Origin of the sequence: Streptomyces sp. ADI95-16, from assembly GCF_003721495.1 — a bacterium.
Lineage (GTDB): Bacteria > Actinomycetota > Actinomycetes > Streptomycetales > Streptomycetaceae > Streptomyces > Streptomyces goshikiensis.
In genome coordinates, this window is the sequence record NZ_CP033581.1 from 3,200,020 (window position 1) to 3,225,802 (window position 25,783).

The following is a 25,783-nucleotide window of genomic DNA, read 5'->3' on the forward strand; positions in this document are numbered from 1 at the left end:
GGGCTTCCCATGACCGTCCCCGCCCCCGCGCTCCCGGCCCGCGTGCGGATCCACGAGGTCGGTGCCCGCGACGGGCTGCAGAACGAGAAGTCGGCCGTGCCCACGCACGTGAAGGCCGAGTTCGTGCACCGGCTGGCCGCCGCCGGGCTGACCACGATCGAGGCGACCAGCTTCGTGCACCCCAAGTGGGTCCCCCAACTGGCGGACGCCGAGGAGCTGTTCCCGCAGCTGTCGGACCTGCCCGGGGTGCACCTGCCCGTGCTCGTCCCCAACGAGCGCGGGCTGGACCGGGCGCTCGCCCTCGGGGCGAGCCGGATCGCCGTCTTCGGTTCGGCCACCGAGACCTTCGCCTCCCGCAACCTCAACCGGACCGTCGCCGAGTCCCTCGCGATGTTCGAGCCGGTCGTGGCCCGCGCCAAGGAGGGCGGGGCGCACGTCCGCGGCTACCTTTCCATGTGCTTCGGCGACCCCTGGGAGGGGCCCGTCCCGGTCCAGCAGGTGGTCCGCGTCGCCAAGGCCCTGCTCGACCTCGGCTGCGACGAGCTCAGCCTCGGCGACACCATCGGCGTCGCCACCCCGGGGCACGTCCAGGCGCTCCTCGGCGAGCTGGGCGAGGAGGGCGTCGGCGCCGACCTGATCGGCGTGCACTTCCACGACACCTACGGCCAGGCCCTGTCCAACACCCTGGCCGCGCTCCAGCACGGCGTGACCACGGTCGACGCCTCCGCCGGCGGTCTCGGCGGCTGCCCGTACGCCAAGAGCGCCACCGGCAACCTCGCCACCGAGGACCTGGTGTGGATGCTCGACGGCCTCGGCATCGAGACCGGTGTCGATCTGGCCGCCCTCACCGCCACGAGCGTGTGGATGGCCGAACAGCTGGGCCGCCCCAGCCCTTCCCGTACCGTCCGCGCCCTCTCCCACAAGGAGTAACGAAAACATGTCCCTCGACCACCGGCTCACCCCTGAGCACGAGGAACTCCGCCGCACCGTCGAGGAGTTCGCGCACGACGTCGTCGCCCCCAAGATCGGCGACCTGTACGAGCGGCACGAGTTCCCGTACGAGATCGTCCGCGAGATGGGCCGCATGGGCCTGTTCGGCCTGCCCTTCCCGGAGGAGTACGGCGGCATGGGCGGCGACTACCTCGCCCTCGGCATCGCCCTGGAGGAGCTGGCCCGCGTCGACTCCTCGGTCGCGATCACCCTGGAGGCGGGCGTCTCCCTCGGCGCCATGCCCCTCCACCTGTTCGGCACCGAGGAGCAGAAGCGGGAGTGGCTGCCGAGGATGTGCTCCGGCGAGATCCTCGGCGCCTTCGGCCTGACCGAGCCGGACGGCGGCTCCGACGCCGGCGGCACCCGCACCACCGCCGTCAAGGACGGCGACGAGTGGGTGATCAACGGCTCGAAGTGCTTCATCACCAACTCCGGTACGGACATCACCGGTCTGGTCACCGTCACCGCCGTCACCGGCCGCAAGGCGGACGGCCGCCCGGAGATCTCCTCGATCATCGTCCCGTCCGGCACCCCCGGCTTCACCGTGGCCGCCCCGTACTCCAAGGTCGGCTGGAACTCCTCGGACACCCGTGAGCTGTCCTTCCAGGACGTACGGGTCCCCCTCGCCAACCTGGTCGGCGCGGAGGGCCGCGGCTACGCCCAGTTCCTCCGCATCCTCGACGAGGGCCGGATCGCCATCTCGGCGCTCGCGACGGGCCTCGCCCAGGGCTGCGTGGACGAGTCGGTGAAGTACGCGAAGGAGCGCAAGGCCTTCGGCCGTCCGATCGGCGACAACCAGGCCATCCAGTTCAAGCTGGCCGACATGGAGATGCGCGCCCACATGGCCCGGATCGGCTGGCGCGACGCGGCCTCCCGCCTGGTGGCCGGGGAGCCGTTCAAGAAGGAGGCGGCGATCGCCAAGCTGTACTCCTCCACCGTCGCGGTGGACAACGCCCGGGACGCCACGCAGATCCACGGCGGCTACGGCTTCATGAACGAGTACCCGGTGGCGCGCATGTGGCGGGACTCGAAGATCCTCGAAATCGGCGAGGGCACCAGCGAGGTGCAGCGCATGCTCATCGCCCGCGAGCTGGGCTTCTCCTCCTAGCGCGGAGGACGGCGGCGGACCGTACACCGAGGGGGCCCTAGAAAAACTTAGGGCCCCCTTACCGCTTTCGGCCAAGGTTAGGCTAACCTTCCCTCCGAACGGCCCAGCGGCCGCCTGACACGCACGAAAGCGGACATCGACATGCCCAAGTCCCGTACCTCCTACCTCTCCCGCCGCGGGCTCATCGCGGCCGGCGGCGCCCTCGGCCTCGTCGCGGCGCTCACCGCGTGCGGCGGCACCGACTCCGCGAAGGGCGAGACGGGCAAGGACAAGGACAAGGGCGCCGCCGCCTCGGGTCCCTGGACCTTCAAGGACGACCTCGGCAAGGACATCAGCCTGAAGGCCGCCCCGAAGAACATCGTGGCCTACACCGGCACCGCCGCCGCGCTCTACGACTACGGCGTCCAGGTCAAGGGCGTGTTCGGCCCGACCAAGACCGCCGACGGCAAGCCCGACGTCCAGGCCGGCTCGATGGACATCTCCAAGGTCGAGATCCTCGGCAACGTCTACGACGAGTTCAACGTCGAGAAGTACGCGGCCCTCCAGCCGGAGCTGCTCGTCACCAACACCTGGGACGGCACCTACTGGTACGTCCCGGAGGCCTCCAAGGACAAGATCCTGAAGCTGGCCCCGGCCGCCGCCATCGGCGTGGGCGGCGACGCCTCCCTCGACAAGTCCCTGGAGCGCACGGCCGACCTGGCCAAGTCCCTGGGCGCCGACCTGAGCAGCAAGAAGACCGCCGACGCGAAGGCCCGCTTCGAGGCCGCCGCCGCCAAGGTGCGCGAGGCCACCAAGGCCAACCCGGGCATCAAGGTGCTCGTCGGCTCCGGCTCCGCCGACCTGTTCTACGTCTCCACCCCGAAGACCTCCGCCGACCTCAAGTACTTCGAGACCCTCGGCGTCGAGTTCATCACCCCGGACAAGGACAAGCTGGACGCGGGCGGCTTCTTCGAGAGCCTCAGCTGGGAGAACGCCGGCAAGTACAAGGCCGACCTGGTCCTGCTCGACAACCGCACCGGCACCCTCCAGTCGGAGGAGCTGAAGGCCAAGCCGACCTGGGCCGAGATGCCCGCCGTCAAGGCCGGCCAGGTCGCCCCGCGCGTGACCGAGCCGATCTACTCGTACGAGAAGTGCGCGCAGATCCTGGAAGACCTCGCCAAGGCCGTCCAGAACGCCAAGAAGGTCAGCTGACCCCAGGCGCCCGACCCGGCGCCGACCCGAATTCCCAGGGGGACCCACCGCATGACCGTCACCGCATCAGACGCCGCCCCGGCCATCGCCCACTTCCGGTTCTTCGAACTCGAAGTGCTCCGCACGCGCCGGCTCGGGCACTCGTTCCTGCGGGTCACGTTCGGCGGTGGGTCCCTCGCGGACTTCCGCTCGGGCGGCTACGACCAGAGCCTCTCGCTCTTCCTGCCGCCCGCCCACGAGAAGCACACGGTGCTCCCGTCCACCGACGAGGACACCTGGTTCGGCGCGTGGCGCGCGATGCCCGACGCCGACCGCCCGGTGATGCGCTCGTACACGGTGCGCGAGCAGCGCCGGACCCCCGAGGGCGTGGACGAGGTGGACATCGACTTCGTCCTCCACGGGGACGCCTCGCCGGCGTCCCGCTGGGCCGGAGGGGCCGCCACCGGCCGCCGGATCCTGGCGATCGGCCCGGCCGTCGCGGAGAACAAGTCCGTACGGTTCCAGCCGCCGGCCGGCACCGACGCGCTGGTGATGTACGCGGACGAGACCGCGCTCCCCGCCGCCGCCGCGATCCTGGACCGGCTCGCCTCCGGCACCCGTGTGCGGGCCTGGTTCGAGGTCCCGCACGAGGACGACCGGCTCGTCCTGCCCACCCTCGCCGACGCGGAGATCACCTGGATCGTCCGCGAGGGCGGAGCGGGCCGCGAGGAGCGCGTCCAGCGGGTGCTCGACGCGATGCGGATGGCCGAACTGCCGCCCGCCACGGCCCCGTACGTCTGGCTCGCGGGCGAGGCGGGCACCATCCGCGCGGTCCGCCGGCACATCGTGCAGGAACGTTCCATCGACCGGCGCGCGGTGCGCTTCACCGGTTACTGGCGGCTCGGCGCGAGCGAGGAGGAACTCCTCGCCGAGGCGTACGCCGGCAAGTCGGCCAGCGAGGACCCCGCGTCCGCGCTGTAGCCGAGGACGCCCCGCACTTCGCGGATCGCCGCCTCGCGGCAACTCGTTCCGCCCTCGGACGACTTCAGGGATGGGCCCCGGTTCCGACCGGGGCCCATCCCTATTTGGCTTGAGTGTTAGGTTAGGCTAACCTAATCCAGCACCCCCACCCCCGCTTCCCCTGCCTGCCCGGAGGAAAGTTGATGCGTTCGCATCTGCTGAATGAGACGACCGCGGACATCTACCGGCGTACCGTGACCGAGGGCGTCGAGCGTGTCGCCGCCAAACTCGCGACCACGGAACGGCCCCACACCGGCATATCCGTGGACGAACTCGCCCCGGTCATCAACGGGATCGACCTGGACCGGCCGCTCGAAGACCCGGCCGCCGTCCTCGACGAGCTGGAGGACGTCTACCTGCGCGACGCGGTGTACTTCCACCACCCGCGCTACCTCGGCCACCTCAACTGCCCCGTCGTGATACCGGCCGTACTCGGCGAGGCGGTCCTCTCGGCCGTCAACTCCTCGCTGGACACCTGGGACCAGTCCATCGGCGGCACGCTCATCGAGCGCCGCCTCATCGACTGGACCGCCCAGCGCATCGGCCTCGGCGAGGGCGCGGACGGCGTCTTCACCTCCGGCGGCAGCCAGTCCAACTTCCACGCGCTCCTGCTGGCCCGCGACGAGGCCTGCCGGATCGTCATGAAGCAGGCGCTGAACGAGGGCCGGGAACTCCCGAAGTCCGAGGTCCTCCCCAAGCTGCGCATCTTCACCTCCGAGGCCAGCCACTTCAGCGTCAAGAAGTCGGCCGCCATGCTCGGCCTCGGCTACGAGGCGGTCATCTCCGTCCCGGTCGACCGCAACCGCCGCATGGACACCGCGATCCTCGCCCTGGAGCTGGAGAACTGCCGCCGCGACGGCCTCTTCCCGATGGCCGTCGTCGCGACCGCCGGCACCACCGACTTCGGATCCATCGACCCGCTCCCCGAGATCGCCCGCCTGACCTCCGAGCACTCCGCCTGGATGCACGTGGACGCCGCCTACGGCTGCGGACTGCTGATCTCCCCGACGCGCCGGCACCTCCTCGACGGCATCGAGAACGCCGACTCCGTCACGGTCGACTACCACAAGTCGTTCTTCCAGCCCGTCAGCTCCAGCGCGGTACTGGTCCGCGACCGGGACACCCTCAAGCACGCCACGTACCACGCGGACTACCTCAACCCCCGCCGCATGGCGGAGGAGCGGATCCCGAACCAGGTCGACAAGTCCATCCAGACCACGCGCCGCTTCGACGCGCTCAAGCTCTGGATGACCCTGCGCACCATGGGCGCCGACGGCCTCGGCTCCCTCTTCGACGAGGTCATCGACCTGGCCGCGGCCGGCTGGGACATCATCGACGCCGACCCGCGCTTCGAGGTCGTCGTCAAGCCGCAGATCTCCACCCTGGTCTTCCGCTACGTGCCCGGTCCGGACGCCGCGGACCTGCCCGCCGAGCTCCTGGACGAGGCCCAGCTGCACGCCCGCAAGGCCCTGTTCGCCTCCGGTGAGGCGGTCGTGGCCGGCACCAAGGTGGACGGGAAGCAGTACCTGAAGTTCACCCTCCTCAACCCTCAGACCACGACGGCCGACATCTCCGCCGTCCTCGACCTTCTCGCCGCACACGCCGCGCAGTTCCTGGGAGCATCCCTTGCCGTCCACCGTTAAGCCCCACGACTTCATCGGAATCGGTCTCGGTCCCTTCAACCTGGGACTCGCCTGCCTGACCGATCCGATCGAAGAACTCGACGGTCTCTTCATCGAGTCGAAGCCGCACTTCGAGTGGCACGCCGGCATGTTCCTGGACGGCGCGCACCTGCAGACCCCGTTCATGTCGGACCTGGTCACGCTGGCCGACCCGACCTCGCCCTTCTCCTTCCTGAACTACCTGAAGGACCGGGACCGGCTGTACTCCTTCTACATCCGGGAGAACTTCTACCCGCTGCGGGCCGAGTACAACGACTACTGCCGCTGGGCCGCCGACCGGCTCGACAACGTCCTGTGGTCCACCTCCGTCAGCGAGGTCACCTACGACGAGGCCGCCGGGCTCTACGAGGTCCACACGGACGGGGGCGAGACCCACCTGGCCCGCCGCCTGGTCCTGGGCACCGGTACCTCGCCCTACGTCCCGCAGGCCTGCGCGAACCTCGGCGGGGACTTCCTGCACAACTCCTCCTACATGCAGAACAAGGAGGAGCTGCAGAAGAAGAAGTCGATCACCCTGATCGGCTCCGGCCAGAGCGCGGCCGAGATCTACTACGACCTGCTCGCCGAGATCGACGTCCACGGCTACCAGCTCAACTGGGTCACCCGCTCCCCGCGCTTCTTCCCGCTCGAATACACGAAGCTGACGCTGGAGATGACCTCCCCGGAGTACGTGGACTACTTCCACGCCCTCCCCGAGGAGACCCGCTACCGGCTGGAGACCCAGCAGAAGAACCTCTTCAAGGGCATCGACGGCGATCTGATCAACGAGATCTTCGATCTGCTCTACCAGAAGAAGATCAGCATGCCGGGCCCCGTCCCGACCACCCTGCTGACCAACACCTCCCTGAACACCACGGCGTACGACACCACCACGGGCACCTACGCCCTGGGGCTGCGCCAGGAGGAGCAGGAGCGGGACTTCTCCCTCGCCACCGAGGGCCTGGTCCTGGCCACCGGCTACAAGTACGTCGTGCCCGAGTTCCTGAACCCGGTCCGTCCGCGCCTCAACTTCGACGGGCACGGCCGCCTCGACGCCGCCCGCAACTACAGCGTGGACACCACCGGCCGGGGGGTCTACCTCCAGAACGGCACGACCCACAACCACTCCATCACCTCGCCCGACCTGGGCATGGCCGCGTACCGCAACGCGTACATCGTCGGTGAGCTGCTCGGCCGCGAGTACTACAAGGTCGAGAAGTCCATCGCGTTCCAGCAGTTCGCGGCCCCGGAAGGCATGCACGCATGAGCACCACCAAAATCCTGTACGCCCGCACCGACGCGGAACTGGGCACCTTCTCCGTGAGGCCCCTGGACCCGTTCGCCGACGCGGAGCTGCTGCACGGCTGGGTCACCCACCCGAAGGCCTCGTTCTGGATGATGCAGGACGCCACGCTGGCGGACGTCGAGCGCGAGTACACGCGGATCGCGGCGCACGAGCACCACCAGGCCTTCATCGGCCTGCACGAGGGCCGCCCGGCGTTCCTGATGGAGACGTACGACCCGAGCGAGCTGGAGCTCGTCGGCCTGTACGACGCGCAGCCCGGCGACGTCGGCATGCACTTCCTCGTCGCCCCGAGCGAGAAGCCGCTGCACGGCTTCACCCGCGCGGTCATCACCACCGTGATGGCGGCCGTCTTCGCGGACCCGGCGGCCGAGCGCGTCGTCGTCGAGCCGGACGTGCGCAACACGGCCGTGCACGCCCTCAACGAGGCCGTCGGCTTCGTCGCCGAGCGCCCCGTGACGAAGCCGGAGAAGGAAGCCCTGCTGAGCTTCTGCACCCGCGGCCAGTTCGAGGCGGCCACCGGCCTGACGGGAGCCTCCATATGAGCCTCGCCGACGCCATCTCCCACCTCTCCCCCGAGCTGTGGGACCGCGCGAACCGCGCCCTGGTCCGCAAGGGCCTGGCCGAGTTCTCGCACGAGCGCCTCCTGACCCCGAAGCCGCTCGGCGGCTCCTCGTACTCCGTGCTCAGCGACGACGCCACCGTGGAGTACCGCTTCGAGGCGGAGCTGCACGCCCTGGACCACTGGGCCGTGGACGAGGCCTCCATCACCCGCCACCGCGACGGCGCCGAGCTGCCGCTGGACGCCCTCGACTTCCACATCGAGCTGCGCGAGGCCCTGGGCCTGAGCGCCGAGGTGCTGCCGGTCTACCTGGAGGAGATCTCCTCCACCCTGGCGGGCTCGGGCTTCAAGTACACGAAGCCGCAGGTCTCCTCCGCCGTCCTCGCCAAGTCCTCCTTCCAGGACATCGAGACCGGCATGACCGAGGGCCACCCCTGCTTCGTGGCCAACAACGGCCGCCTCGGCTTCGGCGTGCACGAGTACCTCGCGTACGCCCCGGAGACCGCGAGCCCCGTGCACCTGGTGTGGGTGGCGGCCCGCAAGGACGTCTCCACCTTCACGGCGGGCGCGGGCCTGGACTACGACTCGTTCGTCCGCGAGGAGCTGGGCGAGGAGACCGTCGCGGCGTTCTCGGCGCGGATGGCGGAGCTCGGCCTGGACCTGGCGGACTACCACCTGCTGCCGATCCACCCCTGGCAGTGGTGGAACAAGACCACGGTCACCTTCGCGGCCGAGATCGCGAACCGCCGCCTGGTGCTGCTCGGCGAGGGCTCGGACGCGTACCTGGCCCAGCAGTCGATCCGTACGTTCTTCAACACCAGCGCCCCCGAGAAGCACTACGTCAAGACGGCGATCTCGGTGCTCAACATGGGCTTCATGCGGGGCCTGTCGGCCGCGTACATGGAGGCCACGCCTGCCATCAACGACTGGCTGCACCAGCTCATCGAGGGCGACGAGGTCCTGCGGTCGGTGGACTTCTCGATCATCCGCGAGCGCGCGGCGATCGGCTACCACCACCGCCAGTACGAGCGCGCCACCGACCGCTACTCGCCGTACCGCAAGATGCTGGCGGCGCTGTGGCGCGAGTCCCCGGTCGCCTCCCTCCGGGGCGGCGAGCGGCTCGCGACGATGGCCTCGCTCCTGCACGTGGACTCCGAGGGCAAGTCCTTCGTCGGCGCCCTGATCGCGGAGTCGGGCCTGACGCCCGAGGAGTGGCTGCGCTCGTACCTCAAGGCGTACCTGGTCCCGCTGCTGCACTGCTTCTACCAGTACGACCTCGCGTACATGCCCCACGGTGAGAACACCATCCTCGTCATCGAGGGCGGCGTGGTGAAGCGGGCGATCTTCAAGGACATCGCCGAGGAGATCGTGGTCATGGACCCGGACGCGGTCCTGCCGCCCGCGGTCGAGCGGGTCCGGGCGGACATCCCGGAGGACATGAAGCTGCTGTCCATCTTCACGGACGTGTTCGACTGCTTCTTCCGCTTCCTGGGCTCGATCCTGGTCTCGGAGGGCATCTGCGAGGAGGACACCTTCTGGAAGGCGGTCGCCGACTGCGGCCACGCCTACCAGGAGTCGATGCCGCAGCTCGCGGAGCGCTTCGAGCGGTACGACTACTTCGCGGAGGAGTTCCAGCTGTCCTGCCTGAACCGCCTCCAGCTGCGCAACAACAAGCAGATGGTCGACCTCGCCGACCCGGCGGCGGCCCTCCAGCTGATCGGCACCCTCAAGAACCCCGTCGCGCCCTTCGCGCGCCGGTAGGCATCGAGCGGGCCCCGCCGGACGATACGGTCCCTCGTCCGGCGGGGCCCGCCTTTGCGTGTGCGGCTACCGCCCCCAGGGGACGTCCGGGGCCCGGTGGAAGGCGATGTCCTGGGCCGTCAGGCGCGGGGCCTGCGCCGCCAGCCGCTGGCGGTACGCCGTCCAGTCCAGGGCGCCGGCCGGGGACCAGCCCAGTTCCGCGAGGCCCAGCACGCGCGGGAAGGCCATGTACTCCAGGTCGGCCCGGGCCGAGATGGTCTCCGTCCACAGCGGCGCCTCCACCCCGAGGACGGCGGACTCCGCCACGCCCTCCAGGTAGGTCCCCGGGTTCCACTCGTAGGCGCGCCGCACCGGGACGTACCCGGCCCAGGCCAGGCCCGGCTTCGTCGCCGTGTCGTACTTCATGTCCAGGTACAGCCGGTCCGCCGGCGAGAGGATCACCGGGTGGCCCGCCCGGGCCGCCGCGGCCACCGCCGCCTTCTCGGCCGCCGGCGTCTTGTCGTGACCCCAGTACTGGAGGACCGCGCCCGCCGCCGGACGGGCCGTCGCCAGCTGGTGCCAGGCCAGCACCGTCTTGCCGTGCCGCGCGACCACCTGCTGCGCCCGGTCCATGAACGCCGCGTAGTCCGCCGCCGGGGTCGAGTGCGCCTCGTCGCCGCCGATGTGGAGGTAGCGGCCCGGGGTCAGCTCCGCCAGCTCGCCGAGCACGTCGTCGATGAACTCGTACGTCCGCTCCTTGCCGACGCACAGCGAGCTGAAGCCCACCTTGGTCCCCGTGTACCGCTCCCGTGCCTTGCCGTCGCAGTTCAGCTCGGCGTACGAGGCCTGCGCCGCGTTGACGTGCCCCGGCATGTCGATCTCGGGGACCACCTCCACGTACCGCTCGCGGGCGTAGGCCACCAGCTCCCGGTACTCGTCCTTCGTCCAGTGGCCGCCGGGGCCGCCGCCGACCTCGCCGGCGCCCCCGTACTCGGCCAGCCGCGGCCAGCCGTCGACGGCGATCCGCCAGCCCTGGTCGTCGGTCAGGTGCAGGTGCAGCGTGTTGACCTTGTACTGGGCGAGCTGGTCGACGTACCGCTTGACCTGGTCGATGCCGAAGAAGTGCCGCGCGACGTCGAGCATCGCGCCGCGGTACGCGAACCTCGGCGCGTCGGTGACGGTCCCGCCGGGCACCGTTCCCGGGCCGCTCACGGGCAGCAGCTGGCGCAGCGTCTGCCCCGCGTGGAAGAGCCCCGCCGGGGTGCGGGCGGTCAGGGTGACCCCCGAGGCCGAGGCCTCCAGCCGGTACCCCTCGGGTCCCAGCCCGGCGGCCCGCCCGTCGAGGCGCAGCCGGACGCCGTCGCCGGCCTCCCCGTCGACCACGGGCAGCGGCAGCCCGCTGGGGCCGCGCAGCTGCTCGGCGAGGAGTTCGCCGACGCGTCGGACCTCCGCGCCGGCGGCGCCGTCGGCGCGGCCGGTACGGATGACGGTGCCCGCGCCGAAGGGGTACCCGGGGCCGCCGGGGCGGGCGGAGGCGGGCGCCGGCAGGAGCCGTTCGTAGGGGGTCAGGGCGGCGGTGCGGCCGCCCCCGGGTTTGGCGTCGTCGCCGTGGGCCGCGGTGCAGGAGACGGCCGCACCGAGGACGAGGAGGGTGCCGAGCGCGCGTCGCAGGACTCTCATGTGCCCAGGTATAGGCCAACTCCCGGCCCCGCGCGGGTGCGAGAATCCCAGGATGGCGGAAATCATCCAGAAGGACGGCACCTGGACCTTCGACGGTGACGTGGTGCGCATCGTCCCCGGCCGCGACAAGGAGGTCGGGCCGCTGCGCCAGACCCTCGGCGAGCTGGCCGTACCCCTGCGCGCGATCGCGGGCGTCTCCTACGAACCGGGCCGCAAGTCGGGCCGGTTGCGGCTGCGGCCGCGGGACGGGGCCGACCCGCTGCTCCAGGTGACCGGCGGGCGGCTGCCGGAGAGCTCCGACCCCTACCGGCTCACGGTCGAGCAGGACCGCACCGGGGTCGCGGAGTACTTCGTCGACGAGGTGCGCAACGCCCTGCTGCTGGAGCAGGTGGATCCGGGCCCGGTCGACGCCTACCTGCTGCCCGGGCCGGCGGTGCCGGTCACGGCGGGCGGGGGCGACGCGGCGGTGGCCTTCGACGGGGACCGGGTGTCCCTGGACTGGAACTGGACGGCCGAGGACTCCAAGCACTCCGCCGGTCCCAGCCGGTTCCGGGTGGCGGACGTCCGGGCGGTGGACTGGTCCCCGGCGAAGGGGCTGACGAACGGCTGGCTCCGGTTCTCCCTGGCGGGCACCCCGGCGGCGGCCGCCCCCAAGTACGACCCGCACACGGTGGAGCTCTTCGGCTTCGGCAAGAAGGAGCTGGTCACCGCGCTCGTGGCGGCCGCCGTGGCGGTACGGCTGCCCCACCCGGCCGCTCCCGCGGCCCTCCCGGAACGTGCCGCGCCCGCCGCCGGGGCCCTCGCCGGCGGGGCTGCCGCCGAGGACCACGACGCCCTGCTGCGCCGGCTCCAGGAACTGGGCGATCTGCGCGCGAAGGGCATCCTCACGGACGAGGAGTTCACGTCGGCGAAGGCGCTGGTCCTGCGCCGCTTCTGACCCCACTCAACCGGAATATCCCATTCTGTTGGTCCAGACCAGCAAGATCCTGCCCGGAATCGGGCAGGATTTTTGCATTCCGCCCCGCTGACGGTCAGTATCTACGGATGCTCGACCGCCGCCCGTCACACGACGATCTCGTCGACCACCTGGTCCGCAGCACCGCGCTCCAGCGCGGTGAGGCCGCCCGGGTGGTGCTGGACGTGCTCGCGTACTTCGACGAGACGACGGAGGACTTCGTCCGCCGCCGCCACCGTGAGCTCCAGTCCGGTGGCGCGGTCAACGCGGAGATCTTCGAGCGGATCGCGGCGGAACTGCCGCACCGCGCCGTGGCGCCACCGGAGCTCTCGCTCCGGCAGCTGCGCCGCGTCGTCTACGGCTGAGCGCGGCCGAAGGACGGACAGGGCAAGGGCCGGAGCCGCGACAGGGCGGCGAAGGCGAAGACGGCACGAGCGAACGAAAACCAGGAGGGGTAACACCGTATGTGCGGAATCGTGGGTTACATCGGCAAGCGTGACGTGGCACCGCTGCTGCTGGAGGGTCTCCAGCGCCTTGAGTACCGCGGCTACGACTCGGCGGGCATCGTCGTCAACACGCCGAAGTCGCCGGCCCTGAAGGTCGTCAAGGCCAAGGGCCGCGTCCGTGAGCTGGAGTCCCGGGTCCCCAAGCGCTTCGCCGGCACCACCGGCATCGCCCACACCCGCTGGGCCACCCACGGCGCCCCGAGCGACATCAACTCCCACCCGCACCTGGACGCCGACAACAACGTCGCCGTCGTCCACAACGGCATCGTCGACAACGCCGACGAGCTGCGCGCCAAGCTGGTGGCCGACGGCATCGTCTTCGTCTCGGAGACCGACACCGAGGTCATCACCCACCTGATCGCGCGCTCCCAGGCCGACACCCTGGAGGAGAAGGTCCGCGAGGCGGTCAAGGTGATCGAGGGCACCTACGGCATCGCCGTGATGCACGCCGACTTCCCCGACCGCATCGTCGTCGCCCGCAACGGCTCCCCGGTCGTCCTCGGCATCGGCGAGAAGGAGATGTTCGTCGCCTCGGACGTCGCCGCGCTGGTCGCCCACACCCGCCAGATCGTCACCCTCAACGACGGCGAGATGGCCACCCTGAAGGCCGACGACTTCCGCACCTACACCACCAGCGGTGCCACCACCACCGCCACCCCGGAGACCGTGGAGTGGGAGGCCGCCTCCTACGACATGGGCGGTCACGACACCTACATGCACAAGGAGATCTCCGAGCAGGCCGACGCGGTCGACCGCGTCCTGCGCGGCCGGATCGACGACCGCTTCAACACCGTGCACCTGGGCGGCCTGAACCTGGACCCGCGCGAGGCGCGCGGCATCCGCCGGGTCAAGATCCTGGGCTGCGGCACCTCGTACCACGCCGGCATGATCGGCGCCGGCCTCATCGAGAGCCTGGCCCGCATCCCCGCCGACGCCGAGCCGGCCTCCGAGTTCCGCTACCGCAACCCGGTCGTGGACCCCGACACCCTCTACATCGCGGTCTCCCAGTCCGGTGAGACGTACGACGTGCTCGCGGCGGTGCAGGAGCTCAAGCGCAAGGGCGCCCGCGTCCTCGGCGTGGTCAACGTGGTCGGTTCCGCGATCGCCCGCGAGGCCGACGGCGGCGTCTACGTGCACGCCGGCCCCGAGGTCTGCGTCGTCTCCACCAAGTGCTTCACCAACACGGTCGTGGCCTTCGCGCTGCTCGCCGTGCACCTCGGCCGCATCCGCGACCTGTCGGTCACCGACGGCAAGCGGATCATCGAGGGCCTGCGCAAGCTGCCCGCGCAGATCCAGGAGATCCTGGAGACCGAAGAGGACATCAAGAAGCTGGCGGCCGAGTACGCCGAGGCCAAGTCGATGATGTTCATCGGCCGGGTCCGCGGCTACCCGGTGGCCCTGGAGGCCTCCCTCAAGCTGAAGGAGATCTCCTACATCCACGCCGAGGCCTACCCGGCCTCCGAGCTCAAGCACGGCCCGCTCGCGCTCATCGAGCCGGCGATGCCGACGGTCGCGATCGTCCCGGACGACGACCTGCTGGAGAAGAACCGCGCCGCGCTGGAGGAGATCAAGGCCCGCAGCGGCCGGATCCTGGCGGTCGCCCACCGTGAGCAGGAGAAGGCCGACCACACCATCCTCGTTCCCAAGAACGAGGACGAGCTGGACCCGATCCTGATGGGCATCCCGCTCCAGCTGCTGGCGTACCACACCGCCCTGGCCCTGGGCCGGGACATCGACAAGCCGCGCAACCTGGCGAAGTCCGTCACCGTCGAGTAGTCCTTCCCGGACACCGCGGACATGGGTACGGCCCCCCGAGCCTCTCGGGGGGCCGTACCCGTATCCGTACCCGTGCCGTACCGGTACCCGTGCCCGTTCGCGTCAGCTCGCGGTGACCACGGCTCGGCGCGAGCCCCGGCCGAAGGCGGCGGGCCAGCCGGCCACGACGGCCGTCGCCCCGTACCAGGCGAGCAGCCCGCAGACCACGGCCACCCAGCCCGCGGCCTTGCCCAGGGCGCCGCTGTCCGCGAAGGCGCCTATCGCGAGGAGCAGCAGGGAGAGGGTGAACAGGGCGTACACGCCCTGACCGAACGGCCCGCGGGGCGCCCCCATCGTGAGGGTCAGCCCGAGGAGGGCGAAGAGGACGAGGAAGAGGCCGGCGGCATCTGCCGAAACCTTTCCGTCGGCTCCGTTGGCCCAGGTGAACCAGAAGGCACCGAGGCCCGCGAAAGCCGTCCCGTTGAACCCGTTGCCCGCGCGGAATTCGAGGATTCCGAGGACGAAGAGGGCGAGACCGCCGAGGTAGGTCGCGAGCGACACGGAGTCGGCCGCGCTCACGCCGTCGATGACACCGGTGTGGCCGATACCGAACGCGAGAAGGGTGAGACCCAGGGCGATGTTCCCGAGGGTCGAAGTCGAGGCCGTGCTTCCCGCAGAGACACCATTGTCCACGGCGGGCTCCCTTCGATCTGCAGTTGTTTGCTGCGTCCCAGCAGCATTTATCTACCCTTTACAAGGGGGTTCACAACCGCACGATCGACATACACGGGGTTACGGAATGACAACAACCGGTCGCTGCGCGCGCTTGGCCAGCCGCCCGGCCACCGAGCCGAAGATCCGGCCGACGATCCCGTGGGTGGATCCGACGACGATGGCGTCGGCCGAATACTCCCGGCCGACCTCCTCCAGCTCGTGGCAGATGTCCCCACCGCGCTCGACCAGGATCCACGGCACTTCCGACAGGTAGTCGGCGCAGGCCAGCTCCAGCCCCAGCACCTCGGTGCGGTGGTCCGGGACGTCCACGAAGACGGGCGGCTCACAGCCGGCCCACACGGTGGTGGGCAGCCGGTTGGCCACATGCACGATGATCAGGCCGGATCCGGAGCGCCGGGCCATCCCGATCGCGTACGCGAGGGCCCGCTCACTGGACGTCGAGCCGTCGAATCCCACCACGACGCCGTGCCGGAAGGCCGGGTCGCAGGGATGGCGTGCCTGTTCCACCGCGCGCAGGTCGCTGGACGCGTGGTCGGCGACTGGCTTGCGCTTGCGGTCCGCGGGTTCGGAGAATTCGTGACCGGCCATGATGTCTCGGCGAAGGGGTCCTTGGGGGAAGCGACAGGGGCGTGTTCGGCGACGCGGGTTCTGGACGGCGCAGGTTTACAACGACACAGGTTTTCAGCGACACAGGTCTTCAGCGACACAGCGTGACGGAGCTCTGTCCGGGAAGCATCTTCCCAAGCCCTTACCCCCAGGGTACGGCGACACTCCTGTCCTGCACAGGGCATGCCGCCCTTGGAGAGCGTCCCAGGGAGCATGCCGGAGAGGCGGCGGCTTGGCAATGACCACTGTCCCCTACAGCCAGTGACGAGCCACCCGTGTGCGCGGTGACCGACCCCCGCCGCCGGGCGTTGGACAGCCGTCCGACCGTCCAGGAAGAGCCGCAGGGAGTACGACGTGCCCGGCCATCCGGTTCACCCCGTCCAGCCCGCTCAGCCGACGCGGTCCGTCCGCGCTCCGCACCCCTTTCCCCCCTCCGCCCTTCACTCGTCCGTGCGGCCCGCGAGGCGCTCCCATGACGACCCCGCGGGTGACGTGGTGCGCTGGGCGGCGTTCAGCTGCCTGCTCGTCCCCGTGGTCCTCGTCGTCTACGGAACCTCCTTCGGCGGGACGGTGGGCGCGACCCTGGGGCTCGCCGCCGTCACGGCCGCCTGCCGGGTGCTGCTGCGGCACTCGGAGAAGATGGAGCGGGCCACCGCCGCCCGGGCGTTCGCGCGGGGCCGGCAGCCCGGCGGGGCCGCGCCCACGCACCGCGGCCGGCACTCGCGCGGCGGGGCCGGTTCACACCGCGGCTGCGCCGCCTCCGAGTGGATCCCGGGAGTGGCGCCCAGCACCCCGCCCCCTCAGGACTGACCGGTTCGCACGCACACACCCGCATGTTTTCAGCCAACTTCCGGACAGGGTGGCCCCCTTGCCGGAATGTCCCCCCAACCCCCCTACCACCAGCGACGACAGAGCCCCGGGAGGCTCGCGACCCTATGGGTACTGGCCATGGCCGGGCGGCGCGCTTCCCACCCCGGTAGCGGAATGGAACGCTTACTGATCGAATGCTTTTCGCCAAGTTGCCAAGTCGACATAGCGCTGCGTGCTGAACTTGTCACGCCGACACCACGGGACGCAGTAGATTCGATCATGTATTTACGGCGGGGGATCCACGTGCGAGGCCGAGGGGAAACGTGCAGGTGCGACCAGACCAAGGAGTCGCGACACCCAAGGGGGGCTTAGCGCCATGAGCCAGGATTCCACCGTCGTCGTGGACGCGGGTCGGAAACTCGCGGGGCGTCGCCGCAGGGAGATCGTCGCGGTGCTGCTGTTCAGCGGCGGACCGATCTTCGAGAGTTCCATTCCACTCTCCGTGTTCGGCATTGACCGGCAGGACGCGGGAGTTCCACGCTACCGACTGCTCGTGTGCGCCGGGGAGGACGGTCCGCTGCGGACCACCGGCGGACTCGAACTGACCGCGCCGTACGGGCTGGAGGCGATCGCCCGGGCAGGGACCGTCGTCGTTCCGGCCTGGCGCTCCATCACCTCACCGCCGCCGCCGGAGGCGCTCGACGCGCTGCGCCAGGCGCACGAGGAGGGGGCCCGGATCGTCGGACTGTGCACGGGGGCCTTCGTGCTCGCCGCCGCCGGTCTGCTGGACGGGCGGCCCGCGACGACGCACTGGATGTACGCGCCGACGCTGGCCAAGCGGTACCCGTCCGTCCATGTCGATCCGCGCGAGCTGTTCGTCGACGACGGCGACGTGCTGACGTCCGCGGGCACCGCGGCCGGAATCGACCTGTGCCTGCACATCGTGCGCACGGACCACGGCAGCGAGGCGGCCGGAGCCCTGGCCCGCCGGCTGGTCGTGCCGCCGCGCCGCACGGGCGGCCAGGAGCGCTACCTCGACCGGTCGCTGCCGGAGGAGATCGGCGCCGACCCGCTGGCCGAGGTCGTCGCCTGGGCGCTGGAACACCTCCACGAGCAGTTCGACGTGGAGACGCTGGCGGCGCGCGCCTACATGAGCAGGCGCACCTTCGACCGGCGGTTCCGCTCGCTGACCGGCAGCGCGCCGCTCCAGTGGCTGATCACCCAGCGGGTGCTCCAGGCACAGCGGCTGCTGGAGACCTCCGACTACTCGGTCGACGAGGTCGCCGGACGCTGCGGGTTCCGCTCGCCGGTCGCGCTGCGCGGGCACTTCCGGCGGCAGCTGGGGTCCTCCCCGGCCGCCTACCGCTCCGCCTACCGGGCGCGCCGGCCGCAGACCGACACGGCGCAGGTTTCGGACATCTCGTCGGGTCCGCTTCCGCACCAGCGCACTCCGCAGCCCCAGCGGGCCGCGGCGGCCCTGGCCGCCGCCGGTCCCTCGGTGACGGAGCTGTACGCCCCGGGCCGGGTGCTGCGCGAGCACGCGTAACGCCCGCCGCGGGCACCGCCCGACGTGAGGTCCCCCCATCGGCCGTCTCCGGTGGGGGGACCTTCGCGTGCGGGGACGGACCCCCCTGATCGCGCCGCGGGCCCGCCACGATCCGCGAGGTACCGCATAAGGTGGGACGCATGAACGATCGCATGGTGTGGATCGACTGCGAGATGACCGGGCTCTCGTTGACGGACGACGCACTTATCGAGGTGGCCGCACTGGTCACCGACTCGGAGCTCAACGTGCTCGGCGAAGGCGTGGACATCGTGATCCGCCCGCCGGACACGGCCCTGGAAACCATGCCCGACGTGGTGCGCGCGATGCACACCGCCTCCGGCCTGCTCGACGAGCTGGCCGGCGGGACCACCCTCGCGGATGCCGAGGCACAGGTCCTGGCGTACGTACGGGAACACGTGAAGGAGCCCGGCAAGGCCCCGCTGTGCGGGAACTCGGTCGGCACCGACCGCGGCTTCCTGCTGCGCGACATGGCGGCGCTGGAGGGGTACCTGCACTACCGGATCGTGGACGTGTCCTCGGTCAAGGAGCTGGCCCGCCGCTGGTACCCGCGGGCGTACTTCAACAGCCCGCCGAAGAACGGCAACCACCGGGCGCTCGCGGACATCAAGGAGTCCATCGCCGAGCTGCGCTACTACCGGGAGGCCGTCTTCGTACCGCAGCCCGGTCCGGACTCGGACACCGCGCGGAGCATCGCCGCGAAGCACGTGGTGCCCGCCGAGTAGGACCCCCCTTCCGACAGCGCGGAAACGGGCGCGGGGAAGGGGGGAGCGAGCACCCTCCCGGACCCTGTACCCTTTTCTTCGGCCGGTCGGTTTTCCGACCGGACATGGTGGGTGTAGCTCAGTTGGTAGAGCACCTGGTTGTGGTCCAGGTGGCCGCGGGTTCAAGTCCCGTCACTCACCCTGCGAGAAGGCCCCGGCCCGCGAAAGCGGACCGGGGCCTTCTGCGTGTAGCCGGGCCTCCCGCACGTACCGGAGCCTCCCGCGCGTACCGGGCCGGGGGCCTACGAGGACTCCCGGACCACCAGCTCGGTCGGGAGCACGATCGAGTGCTCCGGGGCCTCCCCCGCGATCCGCTCCAGCAGCACCCGGGCCATGGTGCGGCCCATCTCCTCGATCGGCTGGCGGACGCTGGTCAGCGGCGGGTCCATGTGCCGGGCCACCACCGAGTCGTCGAAGCCGACGAGCGCCACGTCGTCCGGTATCCGGCGGCCGGCCGCGCGCAGCTCGCGGCGGGCGCCCGCCGCCATCACGTCGGAGGCGGCGAACACCGCGTCGAGCCCGGGGCGGCGCTCCAACAGCTCGCGCATGGCCAGCCGGCCGCCTTCCTCGGTGAAGTCCGCGACGGCGATCAGCGCCTCGGCCACGGGCTGCCCGGCCGCGGCGAGGGCCTGCCGGTAGCCGTCCAGGCGGCACTGGGCCCCGTAGACGTCCAGCGGGCCGGTGATCGTGGCGATGGCGCGGCGGCCCCGGCCCAGGAGGTGGCGTACGGCCTCGGCGGCGCCCGCCAGGTTGTCGGAGTCCACGCAGGGCAGCGCCTCGTCGGCGGAGCGGCGGCCGCTGATCACGGCGGGGATGCCGAGCTCGGCCAGCAGCTCCGGCAGCGGGTCCCCGGCGTGTACGGAGACCAGCAGCACGCCGTCGACGCGGTGCCCGGAGAGGTACTGGGCGAGGCGGCGGCGCTCGCGGTCGCTGCCCGCCAGGGTGAGGACGAGCTGGACGTCGGTCTCGGCGAGGGTGGCGCCGACGCCCCGGACCACGTCCGAGAAGTAGGGCTCGGCGAAGAAGCGCGCCTCGGGCTCGGGGATGACGAGGGCGATGGCGTCGGTGCGGTTGGCCGCGAGGGCGCGGGCGGCGCGGTTGGGCACGTACCCGAGCTCGGCGACGGCGGCCTCGACGGCGGCCCTGGTGTGCTCGCTGACCTTGGACGACCCGTTGATCACCCGGGAGACGGTGCCGCGTCCGACTCCCGCCCGGACCGCCACCTCCTCCAGGGTCGGCCGTCCCCCGCTGCGCCCTTGCCCGTTCATGACTTCCTCCCGGGTGCGAATCTACCTCTTGACGCCAATGGGAGCGCTCCCACACTGTGTCACACGACACCCGGCACGTTCCGTCCTTTCAGGGAGGATGCCCATGCGAGCCAGCGCCCGAGTCCAGGCGAACGTCCGAAGAACCCTCGTCAGCGCGGGAGCCGCGGCGGCCGCGGCGGCCCTGCTGCTCACCGGGTGCTCGTCGGACCCGGCCGACTCCTCGAAGCGGGGCGGCCAGAGCGGCGGCCAGGACCGGACCACCCTCACCGTCGGCGTCTTCGGGGCCTTCGGCCTCCAGGAGGCCGGCCTCTACGACGAGTACACGGCGCAGAACCCCGGCATCCGCATCGAGCAGACCTCCATCGAGCGGAACGAGAACTACTACCCGCAGCTCCTGACCCACCTGGGCACCGGCAGCGGGCTCGCCGACATCCAGGCCGTCGAGGTCAACAACATCGCGGAGATCACCGCCACCCAGGCGGACAAGCTGGTCGACCTCGGCAAGGCCCCCGGCGTGGACCGGGCCGCGTACCTGCCGTGGAAGTGGGCCCAGGGCACGGCGAGCGCGGCGAACGGCGGCGCGACGGTCGCACTCGGCACCGACATAGGCCCGCAGGGGATCTGCTACCGCAAGGACCTGTTCGAGGCGGCAGGGCTGCCCACGGACCGGACGGCGGTCGGCGCGCTGTGGGCGGACGACTGGAACAAGTACCTGGAGGCGGGCAAGGCCTACAAGGCGAAGGCCAGCGGGGGGAAGGCCTTCGTGGACTCCGCCTCGGGCGTGATGGCGGCCGTCACCGGCAGCAGCGCGCAGCGCTTCTACGACGAGCGGGGCAAGGTCGCCTACAAGACCAACCCGGCGGTGCGGGGCGCCTTCGACCTGGCGGCCTCCTTCGCCACCGAGGGCCTGAGCGCGAAGCTCCAGCAGTTCACCCCGGCCTGGGACCAGGGCTTCGCCAACGGGACGTTCGCGACGGTCTCCTGCCCGGCCTGGATGCTCGGCTACATCCAGGACAAGGCGGGCCCGGCGGGCAAGGACAAGTGGGACGTGGCGCGGGCGCCGAAGCCGGGCAACTGGGGCGGCTCCTTCCTGGTGGTGCCCAAGGCGGGCAAGCACGCCGAGGAGGCGGCGAAGCTGGCGGCCTGGCTGACGGCCCCGGCGCAGCAGGCCAAGCTGTTCGAGAAGCGCGGGAGTTTCCCGAGCGCGAGCGCGGCGTACCGGCTGCCGGCGGTGTCGGGGGCCAAGCACGACTACTTCGGCGGCGCCCCGATCGGGGAGATCTTCGCGCGGGCCGCCGAGGGCGTGCCGGTGACGGTGCTCGGCCCGAAGGACCTGGTGATCGCGCAGAACCTGGCGGACATCGGAATGCTCCAGGTCGACCAGAAGGGCCGGACGCCGCAGGAGGGCTGGGACGCCGCGGTGAAGGCGATCGACAACGCCCTGGACCGGTGAGGGCCGGTGCTCGCGGATGACTGACGAGACGGCCGTCCTGTCCCCCTCACCCGCCCGCACGGCGCGGGAGGGCGAGGGGGGCGGCAGGCGCCAGGTGTGGCGCTCGCGCCGCTACCGGTGGGACGTGCGCTTCGGTCCGTACGCCCTCGTGGCGCCCTTCTTCCTGTTCTTCGCCGCCTTCGGGCTGTTCCCGCTGCTGTACACGGGCTGGGCGGCGCTGCACCAGGTGGAGCTGACCGATCCAGATTCGATGACGTGGGTGGGGCTGAAGAACTTCACCCGGCTGTGGGACGACGAGTTCTTCTGGAACGCGCTGCGCAACACCGTCACCATCGGGCTGCTGTCCACGGTGCCGCAGCTGCTGATCGCGCTGGGGCTGGCGCACCTGCTCAACTACCGGCTGCGGGGCTCCGCCTTCTTCCGGGTCGCGGTGCTCACCCCGTACGCGACCTCGGTGGCGGCGGCCACGCTCGTCTTCGTGCTGCTCTTCGGCCGGGACTACGGGATGGTCAACTGGGCGCTGTCCGGGCTCGGGGTCGGGCCGGTGGACTGGCAGAACGGCCCGCTGGCCTCGCAGGTGGCGGTGTCGACGATCGTGGTGTGGCGGTGGACCGGCTACAACGCGCTGATCTACCTGGCGGCCATGCAGGCCGTGCCCGCGGAGCTGTACGAGTCCGCGGAGCTGGACGGGGCCTCGCGGTGGCGGCAGTTCGTCCACGTGACGGTGCCCTCGCTCCGGCCGACGATCTTCTTCACCTGCGTGGTCTCGACGATCGGGGCGACCCAGCTGTTCGGCGAGCCGCTGCTGTTCAACGGCGGGGCGGCCGCGACGGGCGGCTCCGACCACCAGTTCCAGACGCTCGGGCTGTACCTGTACGAGCAGGGCTGGGTGAACCTGCACCTGGGGCGGGCCTCGGCGATCGCCTGGGCGATGTTCCTGATCCTGCTGCTGATCGCGGGCGCCGCCCGGCTGCTGCGGGGGCGGGGGGAGGCGCGATGAGGGCGCTGCGCGCGGGCAGGCTGACGTACGCGGTCCTCGGGGTGTTCACCCTCGGGTCGCTCTTCCCGCTGGTGTGGACGGCGATCGCGGCGTCGCGGAACAGCACGCGGCTCGCCCGGACGCCGCCGCCGTTCTGGTTCGGCGGGAACCTGGGGCGCAACCTGTCGGTCGCCTGGACCGACGCGAACATGGGCACGGCCCTGCTGAACACCGTGATCGTGGCGGGCACCGTCGCGGCCGGCACGGTGGTGTTCTCGACGCTGGCCGGGTTCGCGTTCGCCCGGCTGCGGTTCCGGGGCAGCCGGGTGCTGCTGGCGCTGGTGGTGGGGACGATGCTGATCCCTCCGCAGCTGAGCGTGGTCCCGCTGTACATGCTGATCGCCGAACTGTCGTGGACGGACCGGCTCCAGGCGGTGGTCCTGCCGACGCTGGTCTCGGCCTTCGGGGTGTTCTTCATGCGGCAGTACCTGGCGCAGGCCCTGCCGGTGGAGCTGGTGGAGGCGGCGCGGACGGACGGGGCGGGTTCGCTGCGGATCGTGTGGCACGTCGTCTTCCCGGTGGCCCGGCCCGCGATGGCGGTGCTCGGGATGCTGACCTTCGTCATGGCCTGGAACGACTTCTTCTGGCCGATCGTGGCGCTGACCCAGAACGGCAGCCCGACGGTGCAGGTGGCCCTGACGGGACTGGGCCGGGGCTACATCCCCGACCAGTCGGTGATCATGGCGGGCGCGCTGCTGGGCACGCTCCCGCTGCTGCTGGTGTTCCTTCTCTTCGGCCGCCAGATCGTGGGCGGCATCATGCAGGGGGCGGTCAAGGGATGACGGACAGGACATTCCCGGAGGGGTTCCTCTGGGGCACGGCCACGGCGGCCTTCCAGATCGAGGGCGCGGCGGCCGGCCGCGGGCCCTGCATCTGGGACACCTTCTGCCGTACGCCGGGCAAGGTGCACGGCGGGGACACCGGTGACGTGGCCGCCGACCACCACCGGCTGTGGCGCCAGGACGTCCGGATGATGGCGGAGCTGGGGCTGGGCGCGTACCGCTTCTCGGTCTCCTGGCCGCGGGTGCTGGCGGGCGGGATCGGCTTCTACGACGCGCTCGTGGACGAGCTGCTCGCGTACGGGATCCAGCCCTGCGTCACCCTCTACCACTGGGACCTCCCGCAGGAACTGGAGACCGGGCCGGCCGGCGGCTCCGGCGCGGGGGGCGGCTGGCCGGAGCGGGAGACGGCGTACGCCTTCGCCGCGTACGCGGAGACGGTCGCCGGGAAACTCGCCGACCGGGTCCCGCTCTGGACCACCCTCAACGAGCCCTGGTGCAGCGCCTTCCTCGGCTACGCCTCCGGGGTGCACGCCCCGGGCCGGACCTCCCCGGCCGACTCCCTGCGGGCCGCGCACCACCTCAACCTGGCGCACGGCCTGGCCGCTTCGGTGCTGCCCTCCTCGGCGCGGGTCGGGATCGCCCTCAACCCGAGCGCGGTACGGGCGCTGACGGGCCGGGCGACCGACCTGGACGCGCGGCGCCGGATCGACGCGCTCGCGAACCGGATCTTCACCGGGCCGCTGCTGCACGGGGCGTACCCCGAGGACCTGCTCGCGGACACCGCCGCGCTGACCGACTGGTCCTTCGTACGGCCCGGTGACACGGCGCTGATCCACCGGCCGCTCGGGTTCCTCGGGGTGAACTACTACGCCCCGGCGGTCGTCTCGGCGTCCCCGGACGGCCCCCGGGCCGACGGCCACGGCTCCGGCGGCCGTTCGCCCTGGCCGGGCGCGGAATCCGTCGCCTTCCACCAGCCGCCGGGCGAGCTGACCGACATGAACTGGTCGATCGATCCGACCGGGCTGTACGACCTGCTGATGCGCTTCACCCGCGAGGCGCCGGGGCTGCCGCTGCTGGTCACCGAGAACGGGGCGGCGTACGGCCCGGACCTGCACGATCCGCTGCGCATCCGCTACCTGGAGGCCCATCTGGCGGCGGTCCACCGGGCGATGGGCGACGGCGCCCCGGTGGAGGGCTACTTCCTCTGGTCACTGATGGACAACTTCGAGTGGTCCTACGGCTACAGCAAGCGCTTCGGGATCGTCCACGTCGACTACGAGACCCAGGCCCGCACCCCGCGCTCCAGCGCCCACTGGTACGCGGCCCTGGCCCGGAGCGGCACCATGTGAGCCGCCGGCCGCGCCGCGCCCCGGACGGGGGCCGCTCGCCCCGGAATCCGGCGCGGGGGCTCAGGTCCGCCTCGGTCCGGGCACGGGCGCCCCGGAGGCGGCCGGCTGGTCGAGGACGCCGAGGTCGTGGAAGAACTCGTACCGCCCCGGGTCGTCCGGCAGGAACCAGTGGAACCCCTGCTCCAGGAAGACCGCCGCCAGGCTGAGCGCGACGGCCGCCCCGAGGAACCACAGGGCGAACAGTCCCACCGCCCGGTACGGACCGGGACCGGAGGTCGGGATCGCCCGGTCCGCCGTGGAGTGGGCGAAGGCGAGCACGACGCCGATCGCGGCGACCGAGAGCTGGAAGAGGATCCACGCCCACACGTACAGGTGGAGCCCGAGCACCTCGCCGCCGTAGCCCTTGGCGCCCGGCAGGATGTGCAGCGCCGTCTGCCGCCACGAGGCGAACGAGCCTCCGGTGGCGGCGACGAGCGCCAGCCCCCAGCCCGTCATGTAGTCCCGGCCGGTCACCGCCCCGTACGTCAGCGCCGTGCGGATGACGTGGCACGCGCCGAGCGCCGCCAGCACCATGAACATCCGCTGCACGAGGCAGAGCGCGCACGGGACCTCGCCGAGCCCGAACTGGCGGAACAGCCCGACGCAGACGGCCCCCGTCCAGCCGACGACGAAGAAGCAGGCGAACCAGTACTGGACCCGCCCCAGCAGCCCGCCCTCCAGCGGGGCCTCCGGGAGGAGGCTGTCCATCGTCGCCGTCATCAGTAGCTCAGGGTCAGGGCGAGGCCGCCGGTGACGTGATGTGCCGTCAGCAGGACCACGGCGAGGAGCAAGACCCACCAGGCAGCGAGCACGACGGTCCGGGACGACTCCCGGTACATCGCGATCAGGGTGGCGAGGAGGCCGCCGAAGATCAGGGTGTCCATGCCGCGGACCGTACCGAGCGGGAGGGACACCGGCGGCGAG

At 71.2% G+C, this 25,783-nt stretch carries 24 protein-coding genes and 1 tRNA gene; 19 read left to right on the forward strand and 6 right to left on the reverse strand.

What is annotated here, in order from left to right; translation table 11 throughout:
* The first annotated feature begins 9 nt into the window (after positions 1-9).
* From EES41_RS13970 to EES41_RS14005, 8 genes are all read left to right on the forward strand, one after another.
* Positions 10-930, forward strand: a complete 921-nt coding sequence (locus tag EES41_RS13970) for a hydroxymethylglutaryl-CoA lyase (protein WP_123078483.1) — start codon at positions 10-12, stop codon at positions 928-930.
* Between the two features lie 7 nt (positions 931-937).
* A complete protein-coding gene (locus EES41_RS13975) occupies positions 938-2,098 on the forward strand; it encodes an acyl-CoA dehydrogenase family protein (protein ID WP_008741588.1) in 1,161 nt (386 codons plus the stop codon).
* 141 nt (positions 2,099-2,239) lie between these two features.
* On the forward strand, positions 2,240-3,289 hold the full coding sequence (locus EES41_RS13980) for an ABC transporter substrate-binding protein (protein ID WP_123078485.1): 1,050 nt from the start codon (positions 2,240-2,242) through the stop codon (positions 3,287-3,289).
* 51 nt (positions 3,290-3,340) lie between these two features.
* Positions 3,341-4,249: a siderophore-interacting protein gene (locus EES41_RS13985; RefSeq protein ID WP_123078487.1), complete on the forward strand. Its 909-nt coding sequence runs from the start codon at positions 3,341-3,343 to the stop codon at positions 4,247-4,249.
* Positions 4,250-4,431: 182 nt separating this feature from the next.
* Positions 4,432-5,931: an aspartate aminotransferase family protein gene (locus EES41_RS13990; protein ID WP_123078489.1), complete on the forward strand. Its 1,500-nt coding sequence runs from the start codon at positions 4,432-4,434 to the stop codon at positions 5,929-5,931.
* Positions 5,915-7,216, forward strand: a complete 1,302-nt coding sequence (locus EES41_RS13995) for a lysine N(6)-hydroxylase/L-ornithine N(5)-oxygenase family protein (protein ID WP_123078491.1) — start codon at positions 5,915-5,917, stop codon at positions 7,214-7,216. The genes EES41_RS13990 and EES41_RS13995 overlap by 17 nt, the downstream gene beginning before the upstream one ends.
* On the forward strand, positions 7,213-7,797 hold the full coding sequence (locus EES41_RS14000; RefSeq protein ID WP_123078493.1) for a GNAT family N-acetyltransferase: 585 nt from the start codon (positions 7,213-7,215) through the stop codon (positions 7,795-7,797). The genes EES41_RS13995 and EES41_RS14000 overlap by 4 nt, the downstream gene beginning before the upstream one ends.
* Positions 7,794-9,575, forward strand: a complete 1,782-nt coding sequence (locus EES41_RS14005) for an IucA/IucC family siderophore biosynthesis protein (protein WP_123078495.1) — start codon at positions 7,794-7,796, stop codon at positions 9,573-9,575. Before EES41_RS14000 ends, EES41_RS14005 begins: the two co-directional genes overlap by 4 nt.
* Positions 9,576-9,641: 66 nt before the next feature.
* On the opposite strand, the gene EES41_RS14010 is transcribed toward EES41_RS14005, so the two are convergent.
* A complete protein-coding gene (locus EES41_RS14010; protein WP_123078497.1) occupies positions 9,642-11,234 on the reverse strand; it encodes a beta-N-acetylhexosaminidase in 1,593 nt (530 codons plus the stop codon).
* A 52-nt stretch (positions 11,235-11,286) separates the two neighbouring features.
* Here EES41_RS14010 and EES41_RS14015 point away from each other — a divergent pair, with 52 nt between their 5' ends.
* The 3 genes from EES41_RS14015 to glmS all read left to right on the forward strand — a co-directional run bounded on the left by EES41_RS14015 (position 11,287) and on the right by glmS (position 14,471).
* Positions 11,287-12,171 carry a DUF4429 domain-containing protein gene (locus tag EES41_RS14015; protein WP_123078499.1) on the forward strand — a complete coding sequence of 295 codons (885 nt, stop codon included), beginning with the start codon at positions 11,287-11,289 and terminating at the stop codon, positions 12,169-12,171.
* Between the two features lie 107 nt (positions 12,172-12,278).
* The gene (locus EES41_RS14020; RefSeq protein WP_123078501.1) at positions 12,279-12,554 is read left to right on the forward strand and encodes a hypothetical protein; all 276 of its coding nucleotides are present in this window, start codon (positions 12,279-12,281) and stop codon (positions 12,552-12,554) included.
* A 99-nt stretch (positions 12,555-12,653) separates the two neighbouring features.
* Positions 12,654-14,471, forward strand: a complete 1,818-nt coding sequence (gene glmS, locus EES41_RS14025) for a glutamine--fructose-6-phosphate transaminase (isomerizing) (RefSeq protein ID WP_008741578.1) — start codon at positions 12,654-12,656, stop codon at positions 14,469-14,471.
* Between the two features lie 102 nt (positions 14,472-14,573).
* On the opposite strand, the gene EES41_RS14030 is transcribed toward glmS, so the two are convergent.
* Together EES41_RS14030 and EES41_RS14035 are read right to left on the reverse strand one after the other, a co-directional pair.
* A complete protein-coding gene (locus EES41_RS14030; protein WP_123078503.1) occupies positions 14,574-15,143 on the reverse strand; it encodes a GPR1/FUN34/YaaH family transporter in 570 nt (189 codons plus the stop codon).
* Positions 15,144-15,242: 99 nt separating this feature from the next.
* Entirely contained in the window at positions 15,243-15,773 is a 531-nt protein-coding gene (locus EES41_RS14035; protein ID WP_123078505.1) for a universal stress protein, read from the reverse strand.
* A 468-nt stretch (positions 15,774-16,241) separates the two neighbouring features.
* Here EES41_RS14035 and EES41_RS14040 point away from each other — a divergent pair, with 468 nt between their 5' ends.
* The 4 genes from EES41_RS14040 to EES41_RS14055 all read left to right on the forward strand — a co-directional run bounded on the left by EES41_RS14040 (position 16,242) and on the right by EES41_RS14055 (position 19,070).
* Positions 16,242-16,601, forward strand: coding sequence for a hypothetical protein (locus EES41_RS14040; protein ID WP_164495830.1), 360 nt, complete (start codon positions 16,242-16,244; stop codon positions 16,599-16,601).
* Positions 16,602-16,977: 376 nt separating this feature from the next.
* The gene (locus tag EES41_RS14045) at positions 16,978-18,147 is read left to right on the forward strand and encodes a helix-turn-helix domain-containing protein (RefSeq protein WP_123078509.1); all 1,170 of its coding nucleotides are present in this window, start codon (positions 16,978-16,980) and stop codon (positions 18,145-18,147) included.
* 140 nt (positions 18,148-18,287) lie between these two features.
* Positions 18,288-18,890, forward strand: coding sequence for an oligoribonuclease (gene orn / locus EES41_RS14050; protein WP_008741573.1), 603 nt, complete (start codon positions 18,288-18,290; stop codon positions 18,888-18,890).
* 107 nt (positions 18,891-18,997) lie between these two features.
* Positions 18,998-19,070, forward strand: a tRNA-His gene (locus EES41_RS14055).
* 101 nt (positions 19,071-19,171) lie between these two features.
* Here the strand turns inward: EES41_RS14055 and EES41_RS14060 are convergent.
* Positions 19,172-20,197, reverse strand: a complete 1,026-nt coding sequence (locus EES41_RS14060) for a LacI family DNA-binding transcriptional regulator (RefSeq protein ID WP_123078511.1) — start codon at positions 20,195-20,197, stop codon at positions 19,172-19,174.
* Between the two features lie 103 nt (positions 20,198-20,300).
* Here EES41_RS14060 and EES41_RS14065 point away from each other — a divergent pair, with 103 nt between their 5' ends.
* The 4 genes from EES41_RS14065 to EES41_RS14080 are packed head-to-tail and all read left to right on the forward strand — an operon-like array spanning position 20,301 to position 24,820.
* The gene (locus EES41_RS14065; protein ID WP_123078513.1) at positions 20,301-21,650 is read left to right on the forward strand and encodes an extracellular solute-binding protein; all 1,350 of its coding nucleotides are present in this window, start codon (positions 20,301-20,303) and stop codon (positions 21,648-21,650) included.
* Between the two features lie 16 nt (positions 21,651-21,666).
* The gene (locus EES41_RS14070; RefSeq protein ID WP_123078515.1) at positions 21,667-22,650 is read left to right on the forward strand and encodes a carbohydrate ABC transporter permease; all 984 of its coding nucleotides are present in this window, start codon (positions 21,667-21,669) and stop codon (positions 22,648-22,650) included.
* Positions 22,647-23,471 (forward strand): carbohydrate ABC transporter permease, encoded by an 825-nt coding sequence (locus EES41_RS14075; RefSeq protein ID WP_164495831.1) that lies wholly within the window; start codon positions 22,647-22,649, stop codon positions 23,469-23,471. Before EES41_RS14070 ends, EES41_RS14075 begins: the two co-directional genes overlap by 4 nt.
* Entirely contained in the window at positions 23,468-24,820 is a 1,353-nt protein-coding gene (locus tag EES41_RS14080; protein ID WP_123078517.1) for a GH1 family beta-glucosidase, read from the forward strand. The genes EES41_RS14075 and EES41_RS14080 overlap by 4 nt, the downstream gene beginning before the upstream one ends.
* A gap of 60 nt (positions 24,821-24,880) precedes the next feature.
* Here the strand turns inward: EES41_RS14080 and EES41_RS14085 are convergent, their stop codons facing one another.
* Entirely contained in the window at positions 24,881-25,579 is a 699-nt protein-coding gene (locus EES41_RS14085; protein ID WP_254211436.1) for a disulfide bond formation protein B, read from the reverse strand.
* The gene (locus tag EES41_RS14090; protein WP_250568795.1) at positions 25,579-25,743 is read right to left on the reverse strand and encodes a DUF5993 family protein; all 165 of its coding nucleotides are present in this window, start codon (positions 25,741-25,743) and stop codon (positions 25,579-25,581) included. The genes EES41_RS14085 and EES41_RS14090 overlap by 1 nt, the downstream gene beginning before the upstream one ends.
* Positions 25,744-25,783: the final 40 nt, after the last annotated feature.